The sequence below is a fragment of the Paucihalobacter ruber genome (assembly GCF_006494535.1).
GTDB lineage: Bacteria > Bacteroidota > Bacteroidia > Flavobacteriales > Flavobacteriaceae > Paucihalobacter > Paucihalobacter ruber.
Window position 1 is genome coordinate 285,729 of sequence record NZ_VHIQ01000003.1, and the last position, 17,695, is coordinate 303,423.

The following is a 17,695-nucleotide window of genomic DNA, read 5'->3' on the forward strand; positions in this document are numbered from 1 at the left end:
TATTGATTTCTAATACAAAGATAAAAAAGCCCCACACATGGCAGGGCATTCATCTTGTTGATTCTATTTATATTTCTCTGTTAACGTCAAAATTCTCGAGATATTCGGCCACACGCTTCACAAATTGGCCGCCCAAAGCACCATTCACTACTCTGTGATCGTAGGAGTGCGACAAGAACATTCTATAGCGAATGCCTATAAAATCGCCTTGAGGTGATTCAATCACCGCCGGCACTTTTCGAATAGCGCCCAAAGCCAAAATGGCTACTTGTGGCTGATTGATAATTGGTGTGCCAAAAACACTACCAAAAGTTCCAACATTGGTAACGGTGTATGTTCCGCCCTGAGTATCGTCTGGTTTTAATTTAGAAGTTCTGGCTCTTTCGGCTAGGTCGTTAACCGCTTTGGTCATTCCTAATAAATTAAGCTGATCGGCATTTTTGATGACAGGAACAATTAAGTTGCCATCCGGCAAAGCGGCTGCCATTCCTAAATTGATATGTTTACGCTTGATAAGTTTATCGCCACTCACCGAAATGTTAATCATAGGGAAGTCTTTAATAGCCTTTGCCACAGCTTCCATGAATATGGGTGTGAAGGTTAATTTTTCGCCCTCACGTTTTTCGAAATTGTTTTTAACCTTATTTCTCCAGTTCCAGATATTGGTGACATCAACTTCGATAAACGATTGCACATGGGCGGATGTGTGCTTACTTTCAACCATGTGGTGGGCAATGAGTTTACCCATTCTGGTCATTTCAATAATTTCGTCTTCACCACTAACAGGTACCATTACTTCTTTTGGAGATGCAGCAGGCTTTGGCGTTGCTGTAGCCGCCGGTTGTGGCGAAGCTGCTTGCTCTGGTTGTACCTCTTTCACCGGCTGAGATACCGGCTCTGTTTTAACAGCCGCAGGTTGTGCTGATCTGTTTTCGATATAGGCCATAACATCGTTTTTAGTTACTCGACCATCCATACCTGTACCGGGGAGCGCATCCAATTCGGCTTGTGTAATGCCTTCTTGCTTGGCTATATTTCTAACTAAAGGTGAATAAAATCTATCTTCGGAAGAAGCTACCGGTGCTGGTGCGGCCACTGCTTCTTTAGCAGCCACAACAGTTTTAGCTACTTCTTGTACCGCAGGAGGCGTTACCTCAGGAGTTGGGACTGATGTCGGTTCGGGTTGCGCTGCTGCCGCAGTCTTGTCAACCTGAGCATTGGTTTCAATAATGGCAATGGTTTGACCTACCTGTACCACATCGTCTGCGTTGAATAATTTTTCAACAAGCACACCTTCAACTTCGCTTGGCACCTCGCTATCTACCTTATCGGTGGCTATTTCCAAGACTGCCTCATCGGCTTCTATGGTATCACCAACCTCTTTTAACCATGAGGTAATGGTTGCCTCAGCAACACTTTCGCCCATTTTAGGTAACTTTAGTTCAAATTTTGCCATATTAATAACAAATAATGCGTTTATATATTTTCGGTTGCAAAATTAATGATAATTAAGCAATATTTCTGAGATTTATTCAAATTATAAATCTGTTAATTTAGTCACAATACCTCTGGAACTCGCGCTATGACTACCAACGATAAAGTTAGCATTTTTAGGAAGTATTTTAAAACATCTGTGTTCTTTTATGTAATTTGTTCCCATTAAATTTATAATTGATTTGTATGTCAAAGTATTAGCATCAAGTATAAGTGTTTTATTACTTTTGATATGCGACGTATTTGTGATAATCTCAAACTTTGATAATATAGAGGTTGTATTTTTGGGATTTGCAACAGAAAATAATTGAATTGATTGCGGACAATTAATAGTTTTAGCAATGGGCACTTTTATTATGGCTCCTAAATTAATAATCGCATTCGCCATAAGGTTTATCAAAGGGTTTTGTTTGAAATGTTTTTTGTAAAACAATTTCATTGCTCCAAAAAACCTTTCTCTGTAAAGTTTATTTTTCAAGGTGCTTTCACCTTTAAAATGCAATACACAGAGCTTCCCTACATACCAGCTTTTATAACCCAATTTCTTTGACCTGTAAGACAAATCCACATCTTCGCCATACATAAAAAAATCTTCGTCAAAGCCTTTAAGTTCTTTATAATGCTTACGTTTCATCAACATAAAAGCGCCAACCAAAATATCAACTTCACCACAGTCGTCGGGTTTTAAGTTGTTGGCATAATAATTTTTAGACCAGCCTATTAGTTTTTTTAATGCCACCCAAGGTGTTGGAATATGGCGTTTACTTTCAGGTAAAAAATTACCGCTACCATCAATAAGCTTGCAGCCCACAATACCTAAGTTTTCTTGATTTTTAGAAAAGTTTAAAAGTTGCTCAAATATATCTTCCGGGACCATGGTGTCTGGATTCAAAATACACACATATTCGCCTTTAGCGTTTTCAACGCCAATATTGTTTCCTTTTGAAAAACCAAAGTTCTCTTTATTTTCGATAAGTTTTACCTCAGGATATTTATCACGAACCATTTGGCAGCTGTCATCGGATGAATAATTATCCACCACAATAATTTCGGCCTCAATATTGGCAGTTGCAGCTTCAACACTTTGAAGGCAAAGGTCTAAAAATGCCGAAACATTATAATTGAGTATCACTACCGACAGCTTCATCGGTTTATAGTTTCAAAGATGATTCAAACGGAATTCTGTTCTGGATGCTTCGGCTTAGGGTTACCTCATCGGCATATTCCAGTTCGTTTCCAACGGCGATACCTCTTGCTATTGTTGAAGTTTTAACAGGTAAATCACCCAGTTGTTTATAGATATAAAAATTGGTGGTATCGCCTTCCATAGTAGCACTTAAGGCAAATATCAGTTCTTCAACATTGCCTTGTTTTACTCTATTAATCAAACTTTCTATATGAAGGTTATTGGGACCAACACCATCCATAGGAGAAATTTTTCCTCCTAAAACATGATATAACCCGTTAAATGAGGAAGTGTTTTCGATAGCAAGCACATCTCTAATATCTTCAACAACACAAATCACAGTTTGGTCGCGTTTATTGCTGTTACAGATATGACAAATCTCGGCATCACTAATGTTGTGACATTTTTTACAAAATTTGATCTCGGATCTAACTTTATTTAATGCTGTTGTAAGTTGCTGGGTTTGGGTTTCAGATTGTCTGAGTAAATGCAATACAAATCTCAATGCCGTGCGCTTGCCAACGCCGGGCAGTTGAGACATTTCGTCTACAGCGGTTTGTAAAAGTTTTGATGAAAATTCCATAGTGCGAAAGTACTATATTTTTGTGCAACGTACATAAAAAAACTGCCTCTCACAAATAATGAAAGGCAGTGAATTTAACAGTGAATATTTTATTGTTTGATTAATTTTTTAGTGACTTCGCCTTGAGAATTGCTAACGCGAACAAAATACATACCGGCTGATAAAACGGCGGTATCAATCCTGTAAGGCTGAAGTGCCGTTACATTTTTAGCAAAAAACACAACTTTCCCTTGGGTGTTAAATATTTTAATATCAATGTTCTCAGATTGATTCCAGGCAATAAAAACTTCATTGCTTGCAACATTTGGATACATTTGAAGGCTTTCAAAAACAACCTTATCTACATTCAAGCTAGCACTGCGGGTATCAGAAACCCACAATCCACGTCCATAGGTACCTGCGTAAATTTTATTTTCTGTAAAATTAATTTCAAGTTCGTTCACAATTACATTTGGCAAATTATTTCTATAAGGCAACCAACTGTTTCCGGTAGTGCTGTCATTATAATAAATTCCTTGATTCATTGCCACATATAAACCTTGCTCCGCATTATTATCCCAAGCTACATCAAGTGGCGCTAGGTTTGGCAAATCCAATCGCATTGGTGTCCAGCTAATCCCCGAATTGGTACTCACATACACTTTTTGGTTGTCATTTACTACAATGGCTATTTTTTCAGGATTTGTAGGATGCACGGCAATACCATTTATAAGTCCGCTAAATGTGGCAGGCGATTGAAACCAATTGGCACCACCATTAATAGACGCATGAAAAGTACTATTAACAGCCATATATATGTGATTGCTATTCGAGGGTGCAATTTTAAGATGGTCTATAGGTGTGCCATAATTTGGCGAAATAGATTCCCATGTTGTACCATCGTTTGCTGAACGAAAGAGCTCATCATATGCCACATAGATAACTCCAGAAACTTGTGGATCTTGTTCAAATGGGGTCACCCAATTCCAGTCAGCATTACCTCCTTTACCAACGGGTCTGGGAACATTTACTACATTGTTACCGGTATTAGTGCCTTTGTATAGCACCCCAAATTGCGATGTACCGTAAAGCACTGTTGGATCGTCTTTATCAATAAATCCTTCCATACCATCAGCGCCAAGCCAATCGGACCAGTTACCGGAAGTATCAAAAACCGATGAACCATTATCTTGAGATCCACCGGTAATTACAACCGGAGACGTTTGGCTCACACCTATTTTATAAAATTGTCTAATACCCATACCGGTGGTTAAATCGGTATAATAATCTGATGTTACCATTTGTGGATTATCTGCCACAAAAATTCCACCATCGGTGCCAACGTATAATTTTCCGTTTACGTAATCCATAATGTCAACATCGGCATGACAATAGCCTATCCCTGCGGCATTGGCATTTTGAGGAACCCATTGCGAAGTAATCCCAAAGTTAACACCACCATCAACAGAACGCCAGGTATTTATTCCGGCAATATGAACCTCATTAACATTATTGGGATTCACTACAATATCCATATCTCGCGGCGCCTGACCTAAATCATCGTCGGCTGCCGAACTATAACCAAAATAATTTTTGTTGTCGTGATTGAGTTGAGTAAATAGCAGACCTTGAGTGGTGGATTTATACAAGGCGCTAAATAAGCCGTTTTGAGCTTCAACAACGTAAACCACGTCAGGATTGTTAGCCGAAACACCTATCATTTTTGGTCCCACTGATGTTATTATTGGCGATTGCAAAAATGTATTACCACCATCATCTGATCGATAAAAATTACTACCAGACGCATAAATCACACTAGTATCATCCGGTTTAAATTCTACATCAAAACCGGTAGTTGCATTTGCCGTAATTCTAGTCCAGTTAACACCGCCATTAGTGGATTTGTAGATACCACCATTTTGCACCGAACAATACATTTTACTGGTGTTGTTTGGGTCTATCAAAATTTTATTAACGGTGCCATTCCCGGTATCGGCCAGAAAATTCCAAGTAGCACCGGCATCTGTGGATTTGTATATAATTCCGCTAGTTGTTCCCCAATAATATACATTTGAGTTTCCAGGTTCCATTGTGAGTGCATAAACAAAAAGCGTTGAAAAACTATCGGTTAAGACCGTCCAACTCACACCGCCGTCAAGCGTTTTCCAAACACCGCCGGTTTCGGCTCCGGCAATAATGTGATTGGTATTTGAGGGATCAATTGCCATTGCAGTAATTCTTCCAACACCCGGATTCCATCCACTGGTTTGATTCCAATAGGTTGGACCTAAATCTTTCCATGTGCCGGTGGTACTTCGTGCAGCAAAACCATAGGTATTATTGATGTAGCTATTATAAGATTCCATTTCATTCACATAAAATTCAGGATCTTTCAAATAGCCTGATTCATCCATCATACGTTCAGCCAAATATTCCCATCGTTTGTAGGCTTTGAAACCTGTACCGCGACCGTAACCTTTTTCGGCAAAGTAATTATTAGCAGCTTCTTTAATTTCTTGAACAGTGTAGGTGCCATCGGCAATCATTTCCTGATAGCTTTGCGACCACGATAAAATAAAAGACGTGAATGCAAAAATTAGTAAATAAATCTTTTTCATATTTTTTGTTTAACAAAAGTTTTATCACAAAAAATGCCCATCGGGTAAGCATTTATGAGATTTTGACTATTATTGCGTTGATTTTTTTTCAAAAATAATAGAAATTTCTTGTATTTAGCTCATAACATATAAATTATGTCGCCCATTTTTATCATCGCCCTAATTTTATCCTATTTTGCACTGCTCATCGTTATTTCTTTTCTTACCGGAAAGACCGAAGGGAATGATGCTTTTTTCAAGGCTAACCGACAATCTCCATGGTATGTAGTTGCATTCGGCATGATTGGCGCCTCGCTATCGGGTGTTACGTTTATTTCTGTTCCCGGATGGGTTGAAGCTTCTCAATTTAGCTACATGCAAGTAGTTTTAGGGTATATTTTAGGGTATTTGGTTATTGGTACAGTTTTACTACCCTTGTACTACAAGCTCAATCTAACTTCTATTTATACTTACCTCGAAGGTAGATTTGGCAATTATTCCTACAAGACAGGAGCCTCATTTTTTTTAATTTCACGGGTGGTTGGCGCCAGTTTCAGACTGTATTTGGTAGCTAGTGTTTTACAAGTAATTTTGTTTGATGAACTGGGTATCGCTTTTTGGCAAACCGTAACCATAACAGTTGCCCTTATATGGCTGTACACTTTTAAATCAGGCATTAAAACCATTGTTTGGACCGACACCTTCCAAACCTTATTTATGTTGATTTCAGTAGGTGTGGCTATTTATTATGTTAGTGAAGATTTAGGTATAAAAGGCAATGAGCTACTGGGCTTTGTTTTAGAGAATGATCTTTCAAAAACCTTTTTCTTTGAAGATGTTAAATCGGCTGAATATTTTTGGAAGCAATTTATCTCGGGTGCATTTATTGCTATTGTGATGACAGGTTTAGATCAAGACATGATGCAAAAAAACCTCACCTGTCGTAGTTTAAAAGACGCCCAAAAAAACATGTTTTGGTTTACTATTGTGCTTACCGTGGTGAATTTTATTTTTCTAAGTCTTGGTTTGTTACTTACCGTATATGCACAACAAAACGGGATTGATGCTCATAAGGATGATTTATTCCCTTTATTAGCAAAAAACAATCTGGGTGTGGGCGTTTTTGTGTTCTTTTTAATTGGTTTAATTGCCGCAGCTTACAGCAGTGCCGATAGTGCATTAACTTCTCTTACAACTTCCTTTAGTATTGACATTTTAGACATAGAGAAAAAATATGATGTCCCTAAACAAGTCCGCATAAGAAAGAGAATTCATATATTAATTTCACTTTTGCTAATTGCGGTGATCATCATTTTTAAATATGTCATTAAAAACGAAAGTGTGATAGCCAAATTATTTGTTTTTGCCGGATACACTTACGGACCTTTACTTGGATTGTATGCTTTTGGTTTGTTCACCAAGTGGCAAGTGAGAGATAAATTGGTACCACTAATTGCCATACTCTCTCCAATTTTATCTTATATTATTAGTGTAAACAGCACCAAATGGCTGGGCTTTGAATTTGGGTTTTTTATTTTAATTCTGAATGGTTTTTTAACCTTTTTGGGTTTAATACTGATTAGTTCCAAGCAACACTAAAGTACAAGCCACTTCAACTTCAATACCCGAAGCTTTTAATAAATTATAAAATTCCGGATTTTCGGTACCTGGATTAAAAATAACGCGCCTTGGTTTTAAATTGATGATGTAGTTGTAATATTCTGGTTGATTAGAAGGACCTAAATATAACGTAACTGTGTCGATATCGGGATAATCTACAAGCTCATTATCGATGGCAACATTGCCAACTGTTCCTTTCTTCAACCCAAACGCCTTAACAGATATATCATTTTGAACCAAACGTTCAATAGCCATATAAGCATATCGCGCCGGATTGGTTGAAGCACCCATTACTAAAGTGTAAGTTGACATGAAAAGATTGGTTTTTGTTAATTACTAGTTAAATTTCAAATGCTATGTAATAAAAGAACAAATATTACGTCTTTATATTAAGTAAGTTTAAATAGTTAAACTTTAAACAAAATGTTTAATAGTTTAGTGTTAGTTTAAGTTGGTTAATAGCTGAAAAGCCGAAGTTTTGTAAACTTCGGCTTTTTTGTTACCATTTTATAATAACGCTTCCCCAGGTAAAACCACTGCCAAAGGCCGCCAGGACTACGGTATCTCCTTCTTTTATCTTGCCATTTTCCCACGCTTCTGTTAAAGCGATTGGTATGGATGCTGCTGTTGTATTACCGTATTTGGTGATGTTATTATACACCTGATCGTCCGATAATCCGAATTTCTTCTGTACAAACTGAGATATTCTAAGATTAGCCTGATGTGGAATCAACATATCAATATCTTGTGGTCCAAAATTATTTTTTTGCAAACCTTCCATAATCACTTCACTAAATCTTACCACGGCATTTTTAAATACAAATTGGCCATTCATATACGGAAAATAGCTTTCGTCGTCAGGATTGTTGTCTTTTAAAATATCGGTCACCCAACGCAAGCCCATTCCGGGTGCTGTTACTACCAATTCTTCGGCGTGTTCTCCCTGAGAATGTAAATGGGTTGATAAAATACCCTTTTTAGGATTTTCTTCACGAGTTAAAACTGCCGCTCCGGCGCCATCGCCAAAAATAACCGAAACGCCTCTACCTCGAGTAGTTTTATCTAAACCACGAGAATGCAATTCACTCCCAATCACCAAAACATTTTTATACATACCTGTTTTGATGAAATTGTCGGCTACGGATAAACCGTAAACAAAACCTGAGCATTGATTTCTAATATCAATAGCACCAACAGTTTTTATATCTAAGGCATGTTGTACTTGCACGCCCGGCCCCGGAAAATAATAATCGGGGCTTAAGGTGGCAAATACTATAAAATCTATGTCGTCTTTCGTAATTCCGGCGCGTTCAATGGCAATTTTTGCTGCTTTTACACCCATTGACGCCGTTGTATCGGTTGAATTTTCTGAAATCCAACGACGCTCTTTAATGCCCGTGCGCTCTTGTATCCATTCGTCGCTGGTATCCATCATTTTGGATAATTCGTCATTAGTTACCACGTTATCAGGAACATAATAACCCAATCCACTTATTCTAGAATTGTACATGTAATTTTTGATTTAGTCTTGCAATTTAGCTATTTGCCTACATATAATATTGGCATATTTAAATCATTCGTTATGCATGCATAGTAACTCAATTCGTTATCTGACATAAAAAATGCCAGTTTGTCACAATCAAAATGATGGTACTTTTTTTGATTTCAAACAGTTCGTTAAATACACATAACTAATTTTTATAAATTGAAACATTATGACAAAAGGAACCATTAACGTATCGGTTGAAAATATTTTTCCGCTGATAAAAAAATTCCTCTACAGCGATCACGAAATATTTTTAAGAGAATTGGTAAGTAACGCTACCGATGCAACACTTAAACTCAAACACCTTACCAGTATTGGAGAAGCCAAGGTAGAATACGGAAGTCCAATTATTGAAGTTAAAGTTGACAAAGACAACAAAAAAATTCATGTGATTGACCAAGGTTTAGGTATGACAGCCGAAGAAGTTCAAAAGTACATTAACGAAGTGGCTTTTTCCGGTGCCGAAGAATTTGTAGAAAAATACAAAGACAAAATTAGCGACTCGGGCATTATCGGTCATTTTGGTTTGGGTTTCTATTCTGCCTTTATGGTAGCTGAAAAAGTAGAAATCATTACCAAATCTTATAAAGATGAACCGGCAGCACACTGGACTTGCGATGGTTCTCCAAATTTCACCATTGAAGAAGCCGACAAAACAAACAGGGGTACCGAAATCATCCTTCATATTGCCGAAGATTCAACCGAATTTTTAGATGAATCTCGCATTAAAACTTTGTTGTTAAAGTATAATAAGTTCATGCCTATTCCAATTAAGTTTGGCACTAAAGAAGAAACCTTGCCATTACCCGAAGGTGCCGATAAAGATGCCAAACCTGAAAAAGTTACTGTAGACAACATTATTAATAATACCAACCCGGCATGGACAAAACAACCTACCGATTTAAAAGATGAAGATTACAAATCTTTCTACCGGGAGTTGTACCCCATGCAGTTTGAAGATCCATTATTTAATATTCACCTCAATGTAGATTATCCGTTTAACTTAACGGGAATTCTATATTTCCCTAAGCTCTCAAACGATTTAAACCTTCAAAAGGACAGAATTCAATTATATCAAAACCAAGTTTTTGTAACCGATAATGTTGAAGGCATCGTTCCTGAGTTTTTAACCATGTTACGTGGTGTGATAGATTCACCAGACATTCCGTTAAACGTCTCGCGTTCGTATTTACAAGCAGATAGTAATGTAAAGAAAATTTCATCTTACATTACCCGAAAGGTAGCCGATAAGCTGAAATCTTTATTTAGCGATAATCGTGAAGATTTCGAAAAGAAATGGAACGACATTAAAGTGGTGATTGAGTATGGTATGCTATCTGACGAGAAGTTTTTTGAAAAAGCCGAAGCCTTTGCATTGTATCCAACAGTAGACGACGCTTATTTTACATATGACGAATTGTATAATAAAATAAAAGCCAAGCAAACCGATAAGGACGATAAGCTAGTTATTCTTTACACCTCAGATAAAGAGGCGCAACACAGCTATATTGAAGCTGCCAAAGCTAAAGGCTATGAAGTGTTGTTAATGGATTCGCCAATTGTGAGTCATTTAATGCAAAAACTGGAAACCACTAAAGAAAAGGTGAGTTTTGCCCGCGTTGACGCAGATCATATAGACAAGCTTATTGACAAAGACGAGGCTAAAGTTTCTAAATTAACCGAAGAGGAAAAAATTAGCTTAGAAGACTTATTGAAAGAAGTAATTCCTTCAGAAAAATTTATGGTACAATTAGAAACCATGAATAGTGACGATGCGCCATTTATTATTACACAACCCGAGTTTATGCGCCGAATGAAAGAAATGCAACAAACCGGCGGCGGTATGTTTGGTATGGGTAACATGCCCGAAATATACAATTTGGTAGTCAATACCAACTCTGATTTAGTTTCTGAAATTATCAACACTAAAACCAGAAAAAAACAAGAGCGATTAATTAGCCAAAGTTTAGATTTGGCCAGGTTGTCGCAAGGTTTATTAAAGGGAAAGGAACTTTCTGAATTTATCAAACGCAGTTATGAGATGATTAAATAGCAATATAACAGCAATTTCAAAAAAGCCAATTAGTAACTTACTGATTGGCTTTTTTTATGCTCTATAGCAGATTCACCTTAATAATTTATTAGTTTTTAGAGCAATACCAGCTAAGAAAGATCGTCGGCTAGCACCTTATAAGTAGGATCTTCTAAAACATTGACATCAATAATTGAATCAGCGTTTTGAAGTAATTGCCTGCAATCGGGACTTAAATGTTTTAAATGTAAAACCTTACCTACTTTTTGATAACGTTCGGTAATTTTATTAAGCGCTTCAATAGCCGACATGTCTACTACTCTACTTTCGTAAAAGTCGATAATTACCTCATCCGGGTCGTTAAGTACATCAAACTTTTCACTAAAAGCAGCTACAGACCCGAAAAACAACGGACCGTAAATTTCGTAATGCTTTATACCATTATCATCCACATATTTTCTGGCACGAATTCGCTTGGCGTTGTCCCATGCAAAAACCAAAGCAGAGATAATAACACCTATAACAACAGCTAAAGCCAAATTATGCAATACTGCGGTTACCAAAGTTACCAAGACCATGACAATAATATCAGACTTTGGCATTTTATTCAAGGTTTTTACACTTGCCCATTCAAAGGTACCAATTGCAACCATAATCATGAGTCCGGTAAGCGCTGCCATAGGTACCAACTCAATTAATCCTGAGCCAAACATTACAAACATAAGTAAAGCCACCGCAGCAACAATACCCGACAATCTTGCTCTTGAACCCGAAGACACATTTATCAAACTTTGTCCTAGCATGGCACAGCCACCCATACCGGAAAATAAACCAGATAACATATTTGCTGCGCCTTGTGCAATAGCTTCTTTATTGCTACGACCGCGTGTTTCGGTAATTTCATCTATGATGTTTAAGGTTAATAAACTTTCAATTAAACCAACGCCTGCTACAATTGCAGCATAGGGGAAAATGATGCTTAGCATTTCAAAATTAAGCGGCACTTGAGGGATGTGAAACGGCGGAAAACTTCCTTTTATAGAGGCAATATCACCCACTGTTTTAGTATCTATCCCTAAAAAAGCTACCAAACCAAAAACAACTAAGATAGCCGTTAATGATGCCGGTACAACTTTGGTTAATTTTGGTAACCCGGCAATAATTAACATGGTAAGCAATACCAATCCCAATAAAATGTATAAAGTTTGACCTGTTAACCAATTACCCGAGCTGTCTTTAAATTGATCTAATTGAGACATGAAAATGATGATGGCCAGTCCGTTAACAAATCCAAAAATTACGGGATGCGGCACTAATCTTATCAGTTTACCCAATTTAAAAACTCCGGCCAAAACCTGAAATATTCCTGCTAAAATAACGGTTGCAAAAATATATTCAACACCGTGCGAGATTACCAGACTAACGAGTACTACGGCAACAGCTCCGGTAGCTCCTGAAATCATCCCCGGGCGGCCACCAAAAACTGCGGTTACCAATCCCATTACAAATGCTGCATACAACCCGGTTAATGGCGACAAACCTGCGATAAGCGCAAAAGCCACAGCTTCTGGTACTAAAGCCAATGCTACTGTTAAACCTGCCAGTATTTCGGTTTTATAATTTACTTTTTGCGATAAATCAAATAAATTCAGGTGTTTTTTAAACTTCATAATCTTCCCGTTTTTTAAACTTTTTATGGTTAAAAATCAAGTCGGCAAAATTAGAACATTATATGGGCTTACAAAGACAAATAGTGTATTTAATCACGAAAAGCATTGAGTAACAAACTTTAAATTAGTCAGCATTTTCGACAAAACGCAAATTCTTTTCACATCAAATGGAAACCAATAAATACAAAGCTTGATATATCTCGCGATATTTTGTAACTTCAGCCATGTTTAATTTTAAAAGAAAAGAATATGGGTAAAGGAGATAAAAAAACAAAAAGAGGTAAAATCATTTCGGGTAGTTATGGTGTTTTAAGACCGAAAAAGAAAGCACTGCCAAAGTTGGTTTCAAAGCCTAAAAAAGAAACTCAGGTGAAGGTAGTTGCCGAGGCTGCTGAAAAGACTGTTAAAAAACCTGCCGCAAAAAAGACAAGCACCAAAAAAGCCTCAACAAAAAAAGCTGAGGCAGTGAAATAATTTAATTTAAACTAATTATTTTGGGCGATTTCACTAACTGGAATCGCCTATTTTTTTATCGTGTAAATACTAATTTATTAGTAGTTGATAAATTAGCATCGAAATTGTAGTTATCTAAATCAAAAGCCTTTAAATCTTCTACATTTTCAATTTGATGCTCAACTACATATCTTGCCATTAATCCTCTGGCATATTTAGCAAAAAAACTAATGGTTTTATAAGTACCATTTTTAAATTCTTTAAAATCTACATCAACCACATTAGCTTTGAGTTGTTTTTTGTCAACTGCTTTAAAATATTCGTTACTGGCAAGGTTAAGCAACACTTCGCCTTCGGTCATTTCGTTATTTAAAAAAGTAGTGACCTTAGATTTCCAAAACTGATATAAATCTTTACTCTTTCCAATGGGAAATTTAGTACCCATTTCCAATCTGTACGGCATAATTAGGTCTAATGGTTTTAAAATACCGTACAATCCTGATAAAATTCTTACCTTATTTTGAAGGGTATCGATTTTATCATTATCAATAGAATATGCATCCAAACCTCTGTAAACATCACCATTAAAGGCATACACCGCCGGCCTTGAATTGGTTGCCTTAAAAGGCAATTGCCAGTCCTGATTGCGTTGATAATTCAACTCACTCAAATCGGGTGAAATGCTCATGAGTTCACCTAACTTTTTAACCGATTGTTTTTTAAGAAGCTTATTAATTTGAGCTGCTTCATCTAGAAATACAGCTTCAGATTGTTTCTCTACAGGTAATTCTGTATCAAAATCAAGAGATTTTGCCGGTGATAAAACTAATTTCATTATATTAATTTTTATAAGGTATAAAGTTACAATTTACCTCAGCTATTATCAAGTTGAAACAGAAGTAAAATTCAATAGTGAAATAGATGATAGTTATATCAAATCCTGATGTTTGGCATAATCTCGCCATTTGGTGATACACTCTTGCATATCCTGCGGCACCTCGCATTCAAAAGACATCATTTTGCCGCTTACCGGATGTTTAAACCCTAGCGTCTTAGCATGTAATGCCTGCCTTGGTAATATTTTAAAACAATTATCTACAAATTGTTTGTATTTGGTAAAGGTGGTTCCTTTTAAAATAGCATCGCCACCGTAACGCGCGTCGTTAAATAAGGTATGACCAATGTGTTTTAAATGTACACGTATTTGATGGGTACGTCCTGTTTCTAATTTACAAGCTACTAAAGTGGTATAGCCAAAGCGCTCTAATACTTTGTAATGTGTAATGGCGGGTTTACCTTTATCGGCATCATCACCCTCATATACTGTATTTTGAAGTCGGTTTTTAGGATGTCGACCAATATGGCCTTCTATGGTTCCAGCATCATCTTCAACATTTCCCCAAACCAAGGCGATGTATTCGCGTTCACTACTTTTATCAAAAAACTGCTTAGCCAAATGCGCCATGGTACTTTCGGTTTTGGCTACCACTAGCAAACCACTGGTGTCTTTATCTATTCTATGCACCAAACCCGGACGGTTACTTGAATTATTGGGTAGATTTTCAAAATGATATACCAGTGCATTAATTAAGGTACCCGAATAATTACCATGTCCCGGATGTACCACCATACCAGCGGGTTTATTAACAACAAGCAATTCTTCATCTTCAAAAACAATATCTAAGGGAATATTTTCGGGAGTTAGCAAATACTCATAAGGCGGATGCTGAAACATCACCCTAATATGGTCGTTGGGCTTTACTTTATAATTAGATTTTACCGCTGTACCATTTACATAGATACACCCTTCCTTGGCAGCACTTTGAATTTTATTACGCGTAGCGTTTTCAACAAAATTCATTAAATATTTATCTATTCGTAACGGATTTTGACCTTTTTCAACCAAAAAGGTATAATGCTCATACAACTCATCATCGTCTTGAGCTTCGGGTGAAAATTGTTCTTCTAACATAACTACCAACCTTACTGGTTATCTTCGGCTAACTGTGAATTTTGAGATTGCGAATCGCTGCCTTTTCGGGTTCCGTTGCCCAATACAATGTCTATTTTTGAAGTAAGTGGCAATAAATCGCCTGCACTGAGCTTGTCGCCTTTATACGAAATTTCTAAAACTTCATCTTTACCCAAATCGTCTTCATAAATAATTTTACCTATCTCAAAACCAAGCGACTCCAAAGTTGGCTTCGCCTGTCTGTAAGTTCGCCTGATGACATTAGGTACTAGAACTTTTCTATAATCGCTGGGATTCAAAATCAAATAAATTTTACGATCCCTTTTTACCGATGAACCTACCAAAGGATACTGCTCTATTACAGCGTATTTCGGATAATTTGGGTTGTAATTGGCAGAATCCTGAACCTCTAATTTTAGATTCAAATCTTTAAGTTGAATTTGAGCTGTTTCTAATGACAAACCGGATAAATCAGGTACTGTAATATATTCGCCATGGTTAGTAGTAACTTTTAACCACTGTAAAATTACATATGCCAAAACCACTACTATTACCAAAGCCAAGGCTATTTGTTTCAAAAAAACTTTACTGGTTAAAAACTTGAAAAAACTCATGATTTAGCAATAAAACATCTATAATTAAAATACGGTGGTAAATATAAACAATAGCATTTAAAAAACGGATTTACAACATTGAATTGTCTTTGAAATAAAAATGTTATTCAGCTTAAAACCTTTCAATTTAAATACTACTTTAGTATTGTTAAACATGAAATACGGATATTTTTGTAATTCGGATGTTTTAAAAACTTATTAAAAAATAATTTAGATATGAAGCATATAGCCATAATTATGGGAGGCTACTCGAGCGAGTACGAAATTTCGCTTAAAAGCGGCAATGTGGTGTACCAAAAATTAGACAAATCAAAATACAAGGCTTATCGCATTCATATTTTTAAAAACAAATGGGTTTATGTAAATGACCACAATGAAGAGTTTCCTGTTAACAGGCATAATTTCTCTATTGATGTAAACGATTCCACCATAACATTCGACTGTGTTTTTAACGCAATTCACGGCGCACCGGGTGAAGACGGTTACATGCAGGCGTATCTTGAACTCTTAGGAATTCCGCACACCAGTTGCCCAATGTATCAAGCGGCACTTACCTTTAACAAAAGAGATTGTTTGAGTGTGTTAAAACCCTACGGAATTAAAACAGCCAAAAGTTACTACCTTAACAAAGGTGATAATATAGATGTTTCGAGCATTATCAATACCGTAGGTTTACCATGTTTTGTTAAAGCCAATAAGGCAGGCAGCAGTTTTGGTATCACCAAGGTTTACAAGGTTGAAGACATACCAAACGCATTGGAAGTTGCCTTTGCTGAAGACAATGAAGTACTAATTGAAAGTTTTTTAGATGGTACAGAAGTATCGGTTGGTGTTATTACCTATCAAGGTGAAGTCACTGTTTTACCCATTACGGAAATAGTGAGCAACAACGATTTTTTTGATTACAATGCCAAATATTTAGGTGAGTCACAGGAAATTACACCCGCAAGAATTCCTGAACATTTAGCCGAAAAAGTGAATGTAACCGCCAAAAAAGTATATGAAATTTTACAACTAAAAGGCTTTAGTCGAAGCGAATACATATTTAAAGACAACGAACCGCATTTACTCGAGATCAATACCGTTCCGGGTTTAACAGAGGCTAGTATACTTCCGCAACAGGCACAAGCGGCAGGCATAACTTTATCTGATTTGTTTTCTAATGCTATCGAGGAAAGTTTAAGAGGCTTTGATAAAGCATAATAAAGGCTACATTTTTGTATCTTTGACCTAATTGTAACTTACACTCATCATGAAACGCGCACTCTTTCCCGGATCTTTTGACCCCATTACTTTAGGGCACTTTGATATTATAAAGCGTGGCGTTCATTTATTTGATGAAGTTGTGGTTGCCATCGGTATTAATGCCGATAAAAAATATATGTTTAGCGTTGAAGAACGACAAGGTTTTATTGAAGACGCCTTTAAAGATGAACCAAAAGTTAAAGTAGTTACCTATGAGGGCTTAACTATCGATTTTTGTAAATTAATAGACGCTCAGTTTATATTGCGAGGTCTTCGTAATCCGGCCGATTTTGAATTTGAAAAAGCCATTGCACATACCAATCGAAAGCTTTCTAAAATTGAAACTGTTTTTTTACTAACCGCTTCTAAAACCTCCTATATATCATCGTCTATTGTTAGAGATGTTATAAGAAATAGTGGTGATTATACGGTTTTAGTACCAGAAAGTGTGCGAGTTAAACAGAAGCGCTAAATTCAAATCTTCTAATAAGTTGTAGTTAAAACAACTAACCTCATACGGCATTTTATAAAATAAAAAAGCATCAGTTCCCAGTGTTGTTAAAACCGTTCAGACTGACGCTTCTTTATAAAAAATGATTAATAGCAGTACGAATATATGGCTATTTACAATTGTCATTTTATTTTTTCGATGACACGTAATTAAAAAGGACAAAAAACAAGTCCATGTTTTTATGTCGGTAATG

Annotated in this window: 15 protein-coding genes; 5 read left to right on the forward strand and 10 right to left on the reverse strand. The window is 36.6% G+C overall.

What is annotated here, in order from left to right:
• Nucleotides 1-67: 67 nt before the first annotated feature.
• The 4 genes from FJ651_RS07565 to FJ651_RS07580 form a co-directional block, all read right to left on the reverse strand.
• Nucleotides 68-1,456 (reverse strand): dihydrolipoamide acetyltransferase family protein, encoded by a 1,389-nt coding sequence (locus FJ651_RS07565; protein ID WP_140989904.1) that lies wholly within the window; start codon nucleotides 1,454-1,456, stop codon nucleotides 68-70.
• 81 nt (nucleotides 1,457-1,537) lie between these two features.
• Nucleotides 1,538-2,641, reverse strand: a complete 1,104-nt coding sequence (locus tag FJ651_RS07570; protein WP_140989905.1) for a glycosyltransferase family 2 protein — start codon at nucleotides 2,639-2,641, stop codon at nucleotides 1,538-1,540.
• 4 nt (nucleotides 2,642-2,645) lie between these two features.
• Nucleotides 2,646-3,263 (reverse strand): recombination mediator RecR, encoded by a 618-nt coding sequence (recR, locus tag FJ651_RS07575; protein ID WP_140989906.1) that lies wholly within the window; start codon nucleotides 3,261-3,263, stop codon nucleotides 2,646-2,648.
• An 89-nt stretch (nucleotides 3,264-3,352) separates the two neighbouring features.
• Nucleotides 3,353-5,860, reverse strand: a complete 2,508-nt coding sequence (locus FJ651_RS07580) for a T9SS type A sorting domain-containing protein (RefSeq protein WP_140989907.1) — start codon at nucleotides 5,858-5,860, stop codon at nucleotides 3,353-3,355.
• A gap of 135 nt (nucleotides 5,861-5,995) precedes the next feature.
• Here FJ651_RS07580 and FJ651_RS07585 point away from each other — a divergent pair, with 135 nt between their 5' ends.
• Nucleotides 5,996-7,438, forward strand: coding sequence for a sodium:solute symporter (locus FJ651_RS07585; RefSeq protein ID WP_140989908.1), 1,443 nt, complete (start codon nucleotides 5,996-5,998; stop codon nucleotides 7,436-7,438).
• On the opposite strand, the gene FJ651_RS07590 is transcribed toward FJ651_RS07585, so the two are convergent.
• Nucleotides 7,409-7,771 carry a CoA-binding protein gene (locus tag FJ651_RS07590; RefSeq protein ID WP_140989909.1) on the reverse strand — a complete coding sequence of 121 codons (363 nt, stop codon included), beginning with the start codon at nucleotides 7,769-7,771 and terminating at the stop codon, nucleotides 7,409-7,411. The two genes, FJ651_RS07585 and FJ651_RS07590, sit on opposite strands and share 30 nt — an antisense overlap.
• Before the next feature lie 187 nt (nucleotides 7,772-7,958).
• Nucleotides 7,959-8,969 (reverse strand): 3-oxoacyl-ACP synthase III family protein, encoded by a 1,011-nt coding sequence (locus FJ651_RS07595; RefSeq protein WP_140989910.1) that lies wholly within the window; start codon nucleotides 8,967-8,969, stop codon nucleotides 7,959-7,961.
• A 205-nt stretch (nucleotides 8,970-9,174) separates the two neighbouring features.
• Here FJ651_RS07595 and htpG point away from each other — a divergent pair, with 205 nt between their 5' ends.
• Nucleotides 9,175-11,058, forward strand: a complete 1,884-nt coding sequence (gene htpG / locus FJ651_RS07600) for a molecular chaperone HtpG (RefSeq protein ID WP_140989911.1) — start codon at nucleotides 9,175-9,177, stop codon at nucleotides 11,056-11,058.
• 110 nt (nucleotides 11,059-11,168) lie between these two features.
• Here htpG and FJ651_RS07605 read toward each other — a convergent pair whose 3' ends face one another.
• A complete protein-coding gene (locus tag FJ651_RS07605) occupies nucleotides 11,169-12,707 on the reverse strand; it encodes a SulP family inorganic anion transporter (protein WP_140989912.1) in 1,539 nt (512 codons plus the stop codon).
• Between the two features lie 249 nt (nucleotides 12,708-12,956).
• Between FJ651_RS07605 and FJ651_RS15845 the strand changes: the two genes are divergently transcribed.
• Entirely contained in the window at nucleotides 12,957-13,181 is a 225-nt protein-coding gene (locus tag FJ651_RS15845) for a 30S ribosomal protein THX (protein ID WP_140989913.1), read from the forward strand.
• Nucleotides 13,182-13,236: 55 nt separating this feature from the next.
• Here the strand turns inward: FJ651_RS15845 and yaaA are convergent, their stop codons facing one another.
• The 3 genes from yaaA to FJ651_RS07625 form a co-directional block, all read right to left on the reverse strand.
• Nucleotides 13,237-13,995, reverse strand: a complete 759-nt coding sequence (yaaA, locus tag FJ651_RS07615) for a peroxide stress protein YaaA (protein WP_140989914.1) — start codon at nucleotides 13,993-13,995, stop codon at nucleotides 13,237-13,239.
• 93 nt (nucleotides 13,996-14,088) lie between these two features.
• The gene (locus FJ651_RS07620; protein ID WP_140989915.1) at nucleotides 14,089-15,132 is read right to left on the reverse strand and encodes an RluA family pseudouridine synthase; all 1,044 of its coding nucleotides are present in this window, start codon (nucleotides 15,130-15,132) and stop codon (nucleotides 14,089-14,091) included.
• An 11-nt stretch (nucleotides 15,133-15,143) separates the two neighbouring features.
• On the reverse strand, nucleotides 15,144-15,746 hold the full coding sequence (locus tag FJ651_RS07625) for a PASTA domain-containing protein (protein WP_140989916.1): 603 nt from the start codon (nucleotides 15,744-15,746) through the stop codon (nucleotides 15,144-15,146).
• A 216-nt stretch (nucleotides 15,747-15,962) separates the two neighbouring features.
• Here FJ651_RS07625 and FJ651_RS07630 point away from each other — a divergent pair, with 216 nt between their 5' ends.
• A complete protein-coding gene (locus FJ651_RS07630) occupies nucleotides 15,963-16,949 on the forward strand; it encodes a D-alanine--D-alanine ligase (RefSeq protein ID WP_140989917.1) in 987 nt (328 codons plus the stop codon).
• A gap of 49 nt (nucleotides 16,950-16,998) precedes the next feature.
• On the forward strand, nucleotides 16,999-17,463 hold the full coding sequence (coaD, locus tag FJ651_RS07635) for a pantetheine-phosphate adenylyltransferase (protein WP_140989918.1): 465 nt from the start codon (nucleotides 16,999-17,001) through the stop codon (nucleotides 17,461-17,463).
• Nucleotides 17,464-17,695: the final 232 nt, after the last annotated feature.

Excerpts from the sequence above, each read along its gene's own strand:
- FJ651_RS07565 (WP_140989904.1), bottom strand. The coding sequence starts at position 1,456 with ATGGCAAAATTTGAACTAAAGTTACCTAAAATGGGCGAAAGTGTTGCT.
- FJ651_RS07570 (WP_140989905.1), bottom strand. The coding sequence starts at position 2,641 with ATGAAGCTGTCGGTAGTGATACTCAATTATAATGTTTCGGCATTTTTA.
- recR (WP_140989906.1), bottom strand. The coding sequence starts at position 3,263 with ATGGAATTTTCATCAAAACTTTTACAAACCGCTGTAGACGAAATGTCT.
- FJ651_RS07580 (WP_140989907.1), bottom strand. The coding sequence starts at position 5,860 with ATGAAAAAGATTTATTTACTAATTTTTGCATTCACGTCTTTTATTTTA.
- FJ651_RS07585 (WP_140989908.1), top strand. The coding sequence starts at position 5,996 with ATGTCGCCCATTTTTATCATCGCCCTAATTTTATCCTATTTTGCACTG.
- FJ651_RS07590 (WP_140989909.1), bottom strand. The coding sequence starts at position 7,771 with ATGTCAACTTACACTTTAGTAATGGGTGCTTCAACCAATCCGGCGCGA.
- FJ651_RS07595 (WP_140989910.1), bottom strand. The coding sequence starts at position 8,969 with ATGTACAATTCTAGAATAAGTGGATTGGGTTATTATGTTCCTGATAAC.
- htpG (WP_140989911.1), top strand. The coding sequence starts at position 9,175 with ATGACAAAAGGAACCATTAACGTATCGGTTGAAAATATTTTTCCGCTG.
- FJ651_RS07605 (WP_140989912.1), bottom strand. The coding sequence starts at position 12,707 with ATGAAGTTTAAAAAACACCTGAATTTATTTGATTTATCGCAAAAAGTA.
- FJ651_RS15845 (WP_140989913.1), top strand. The coding sequence starts at position 12,957 with ATGGGTAAAGGAGATAAAAAAACAAAAAGAGGTAAAATCATTTCGGGT.
- yaaA (WP_140989914.1), bottom strand. The coding sequence starts at position 13,995 with ATGAAATTAGTTTTATCACCGGCAAAATCTCTTGATTTTGATACAGAA.
- FJ651_RS07620 (WP_140989915.1), bottom strand. The coding sequence starts at position 15,132 with ATGTTAGAAGAACAATTTTCACCCGAAGCTCAAGACGATGATGAGTTG.
- FJ651_RS07625 (WP_140989916.1), bottom strand. The coding sequence starts at position 15,746 with ATGAGTTTTTTCAAGTTTTTAACCAGTAAAGTTTTTTTGAAACAAATA.
- FJ651_RS07630 (WP_140989917.1), top strand. The coding sequence starts at position 15,963 with ATGAAGCATATAGCCATAATTATGGGAGGCTACTCGAGCGAGTACGAA.
- coaD (WP_140989918.1), top strand. The coding sequence starts at position 16,999 with ATGAAACGCGCACTCTTTCCCGGATCTTTTGACCCCATTACTTTAGGG.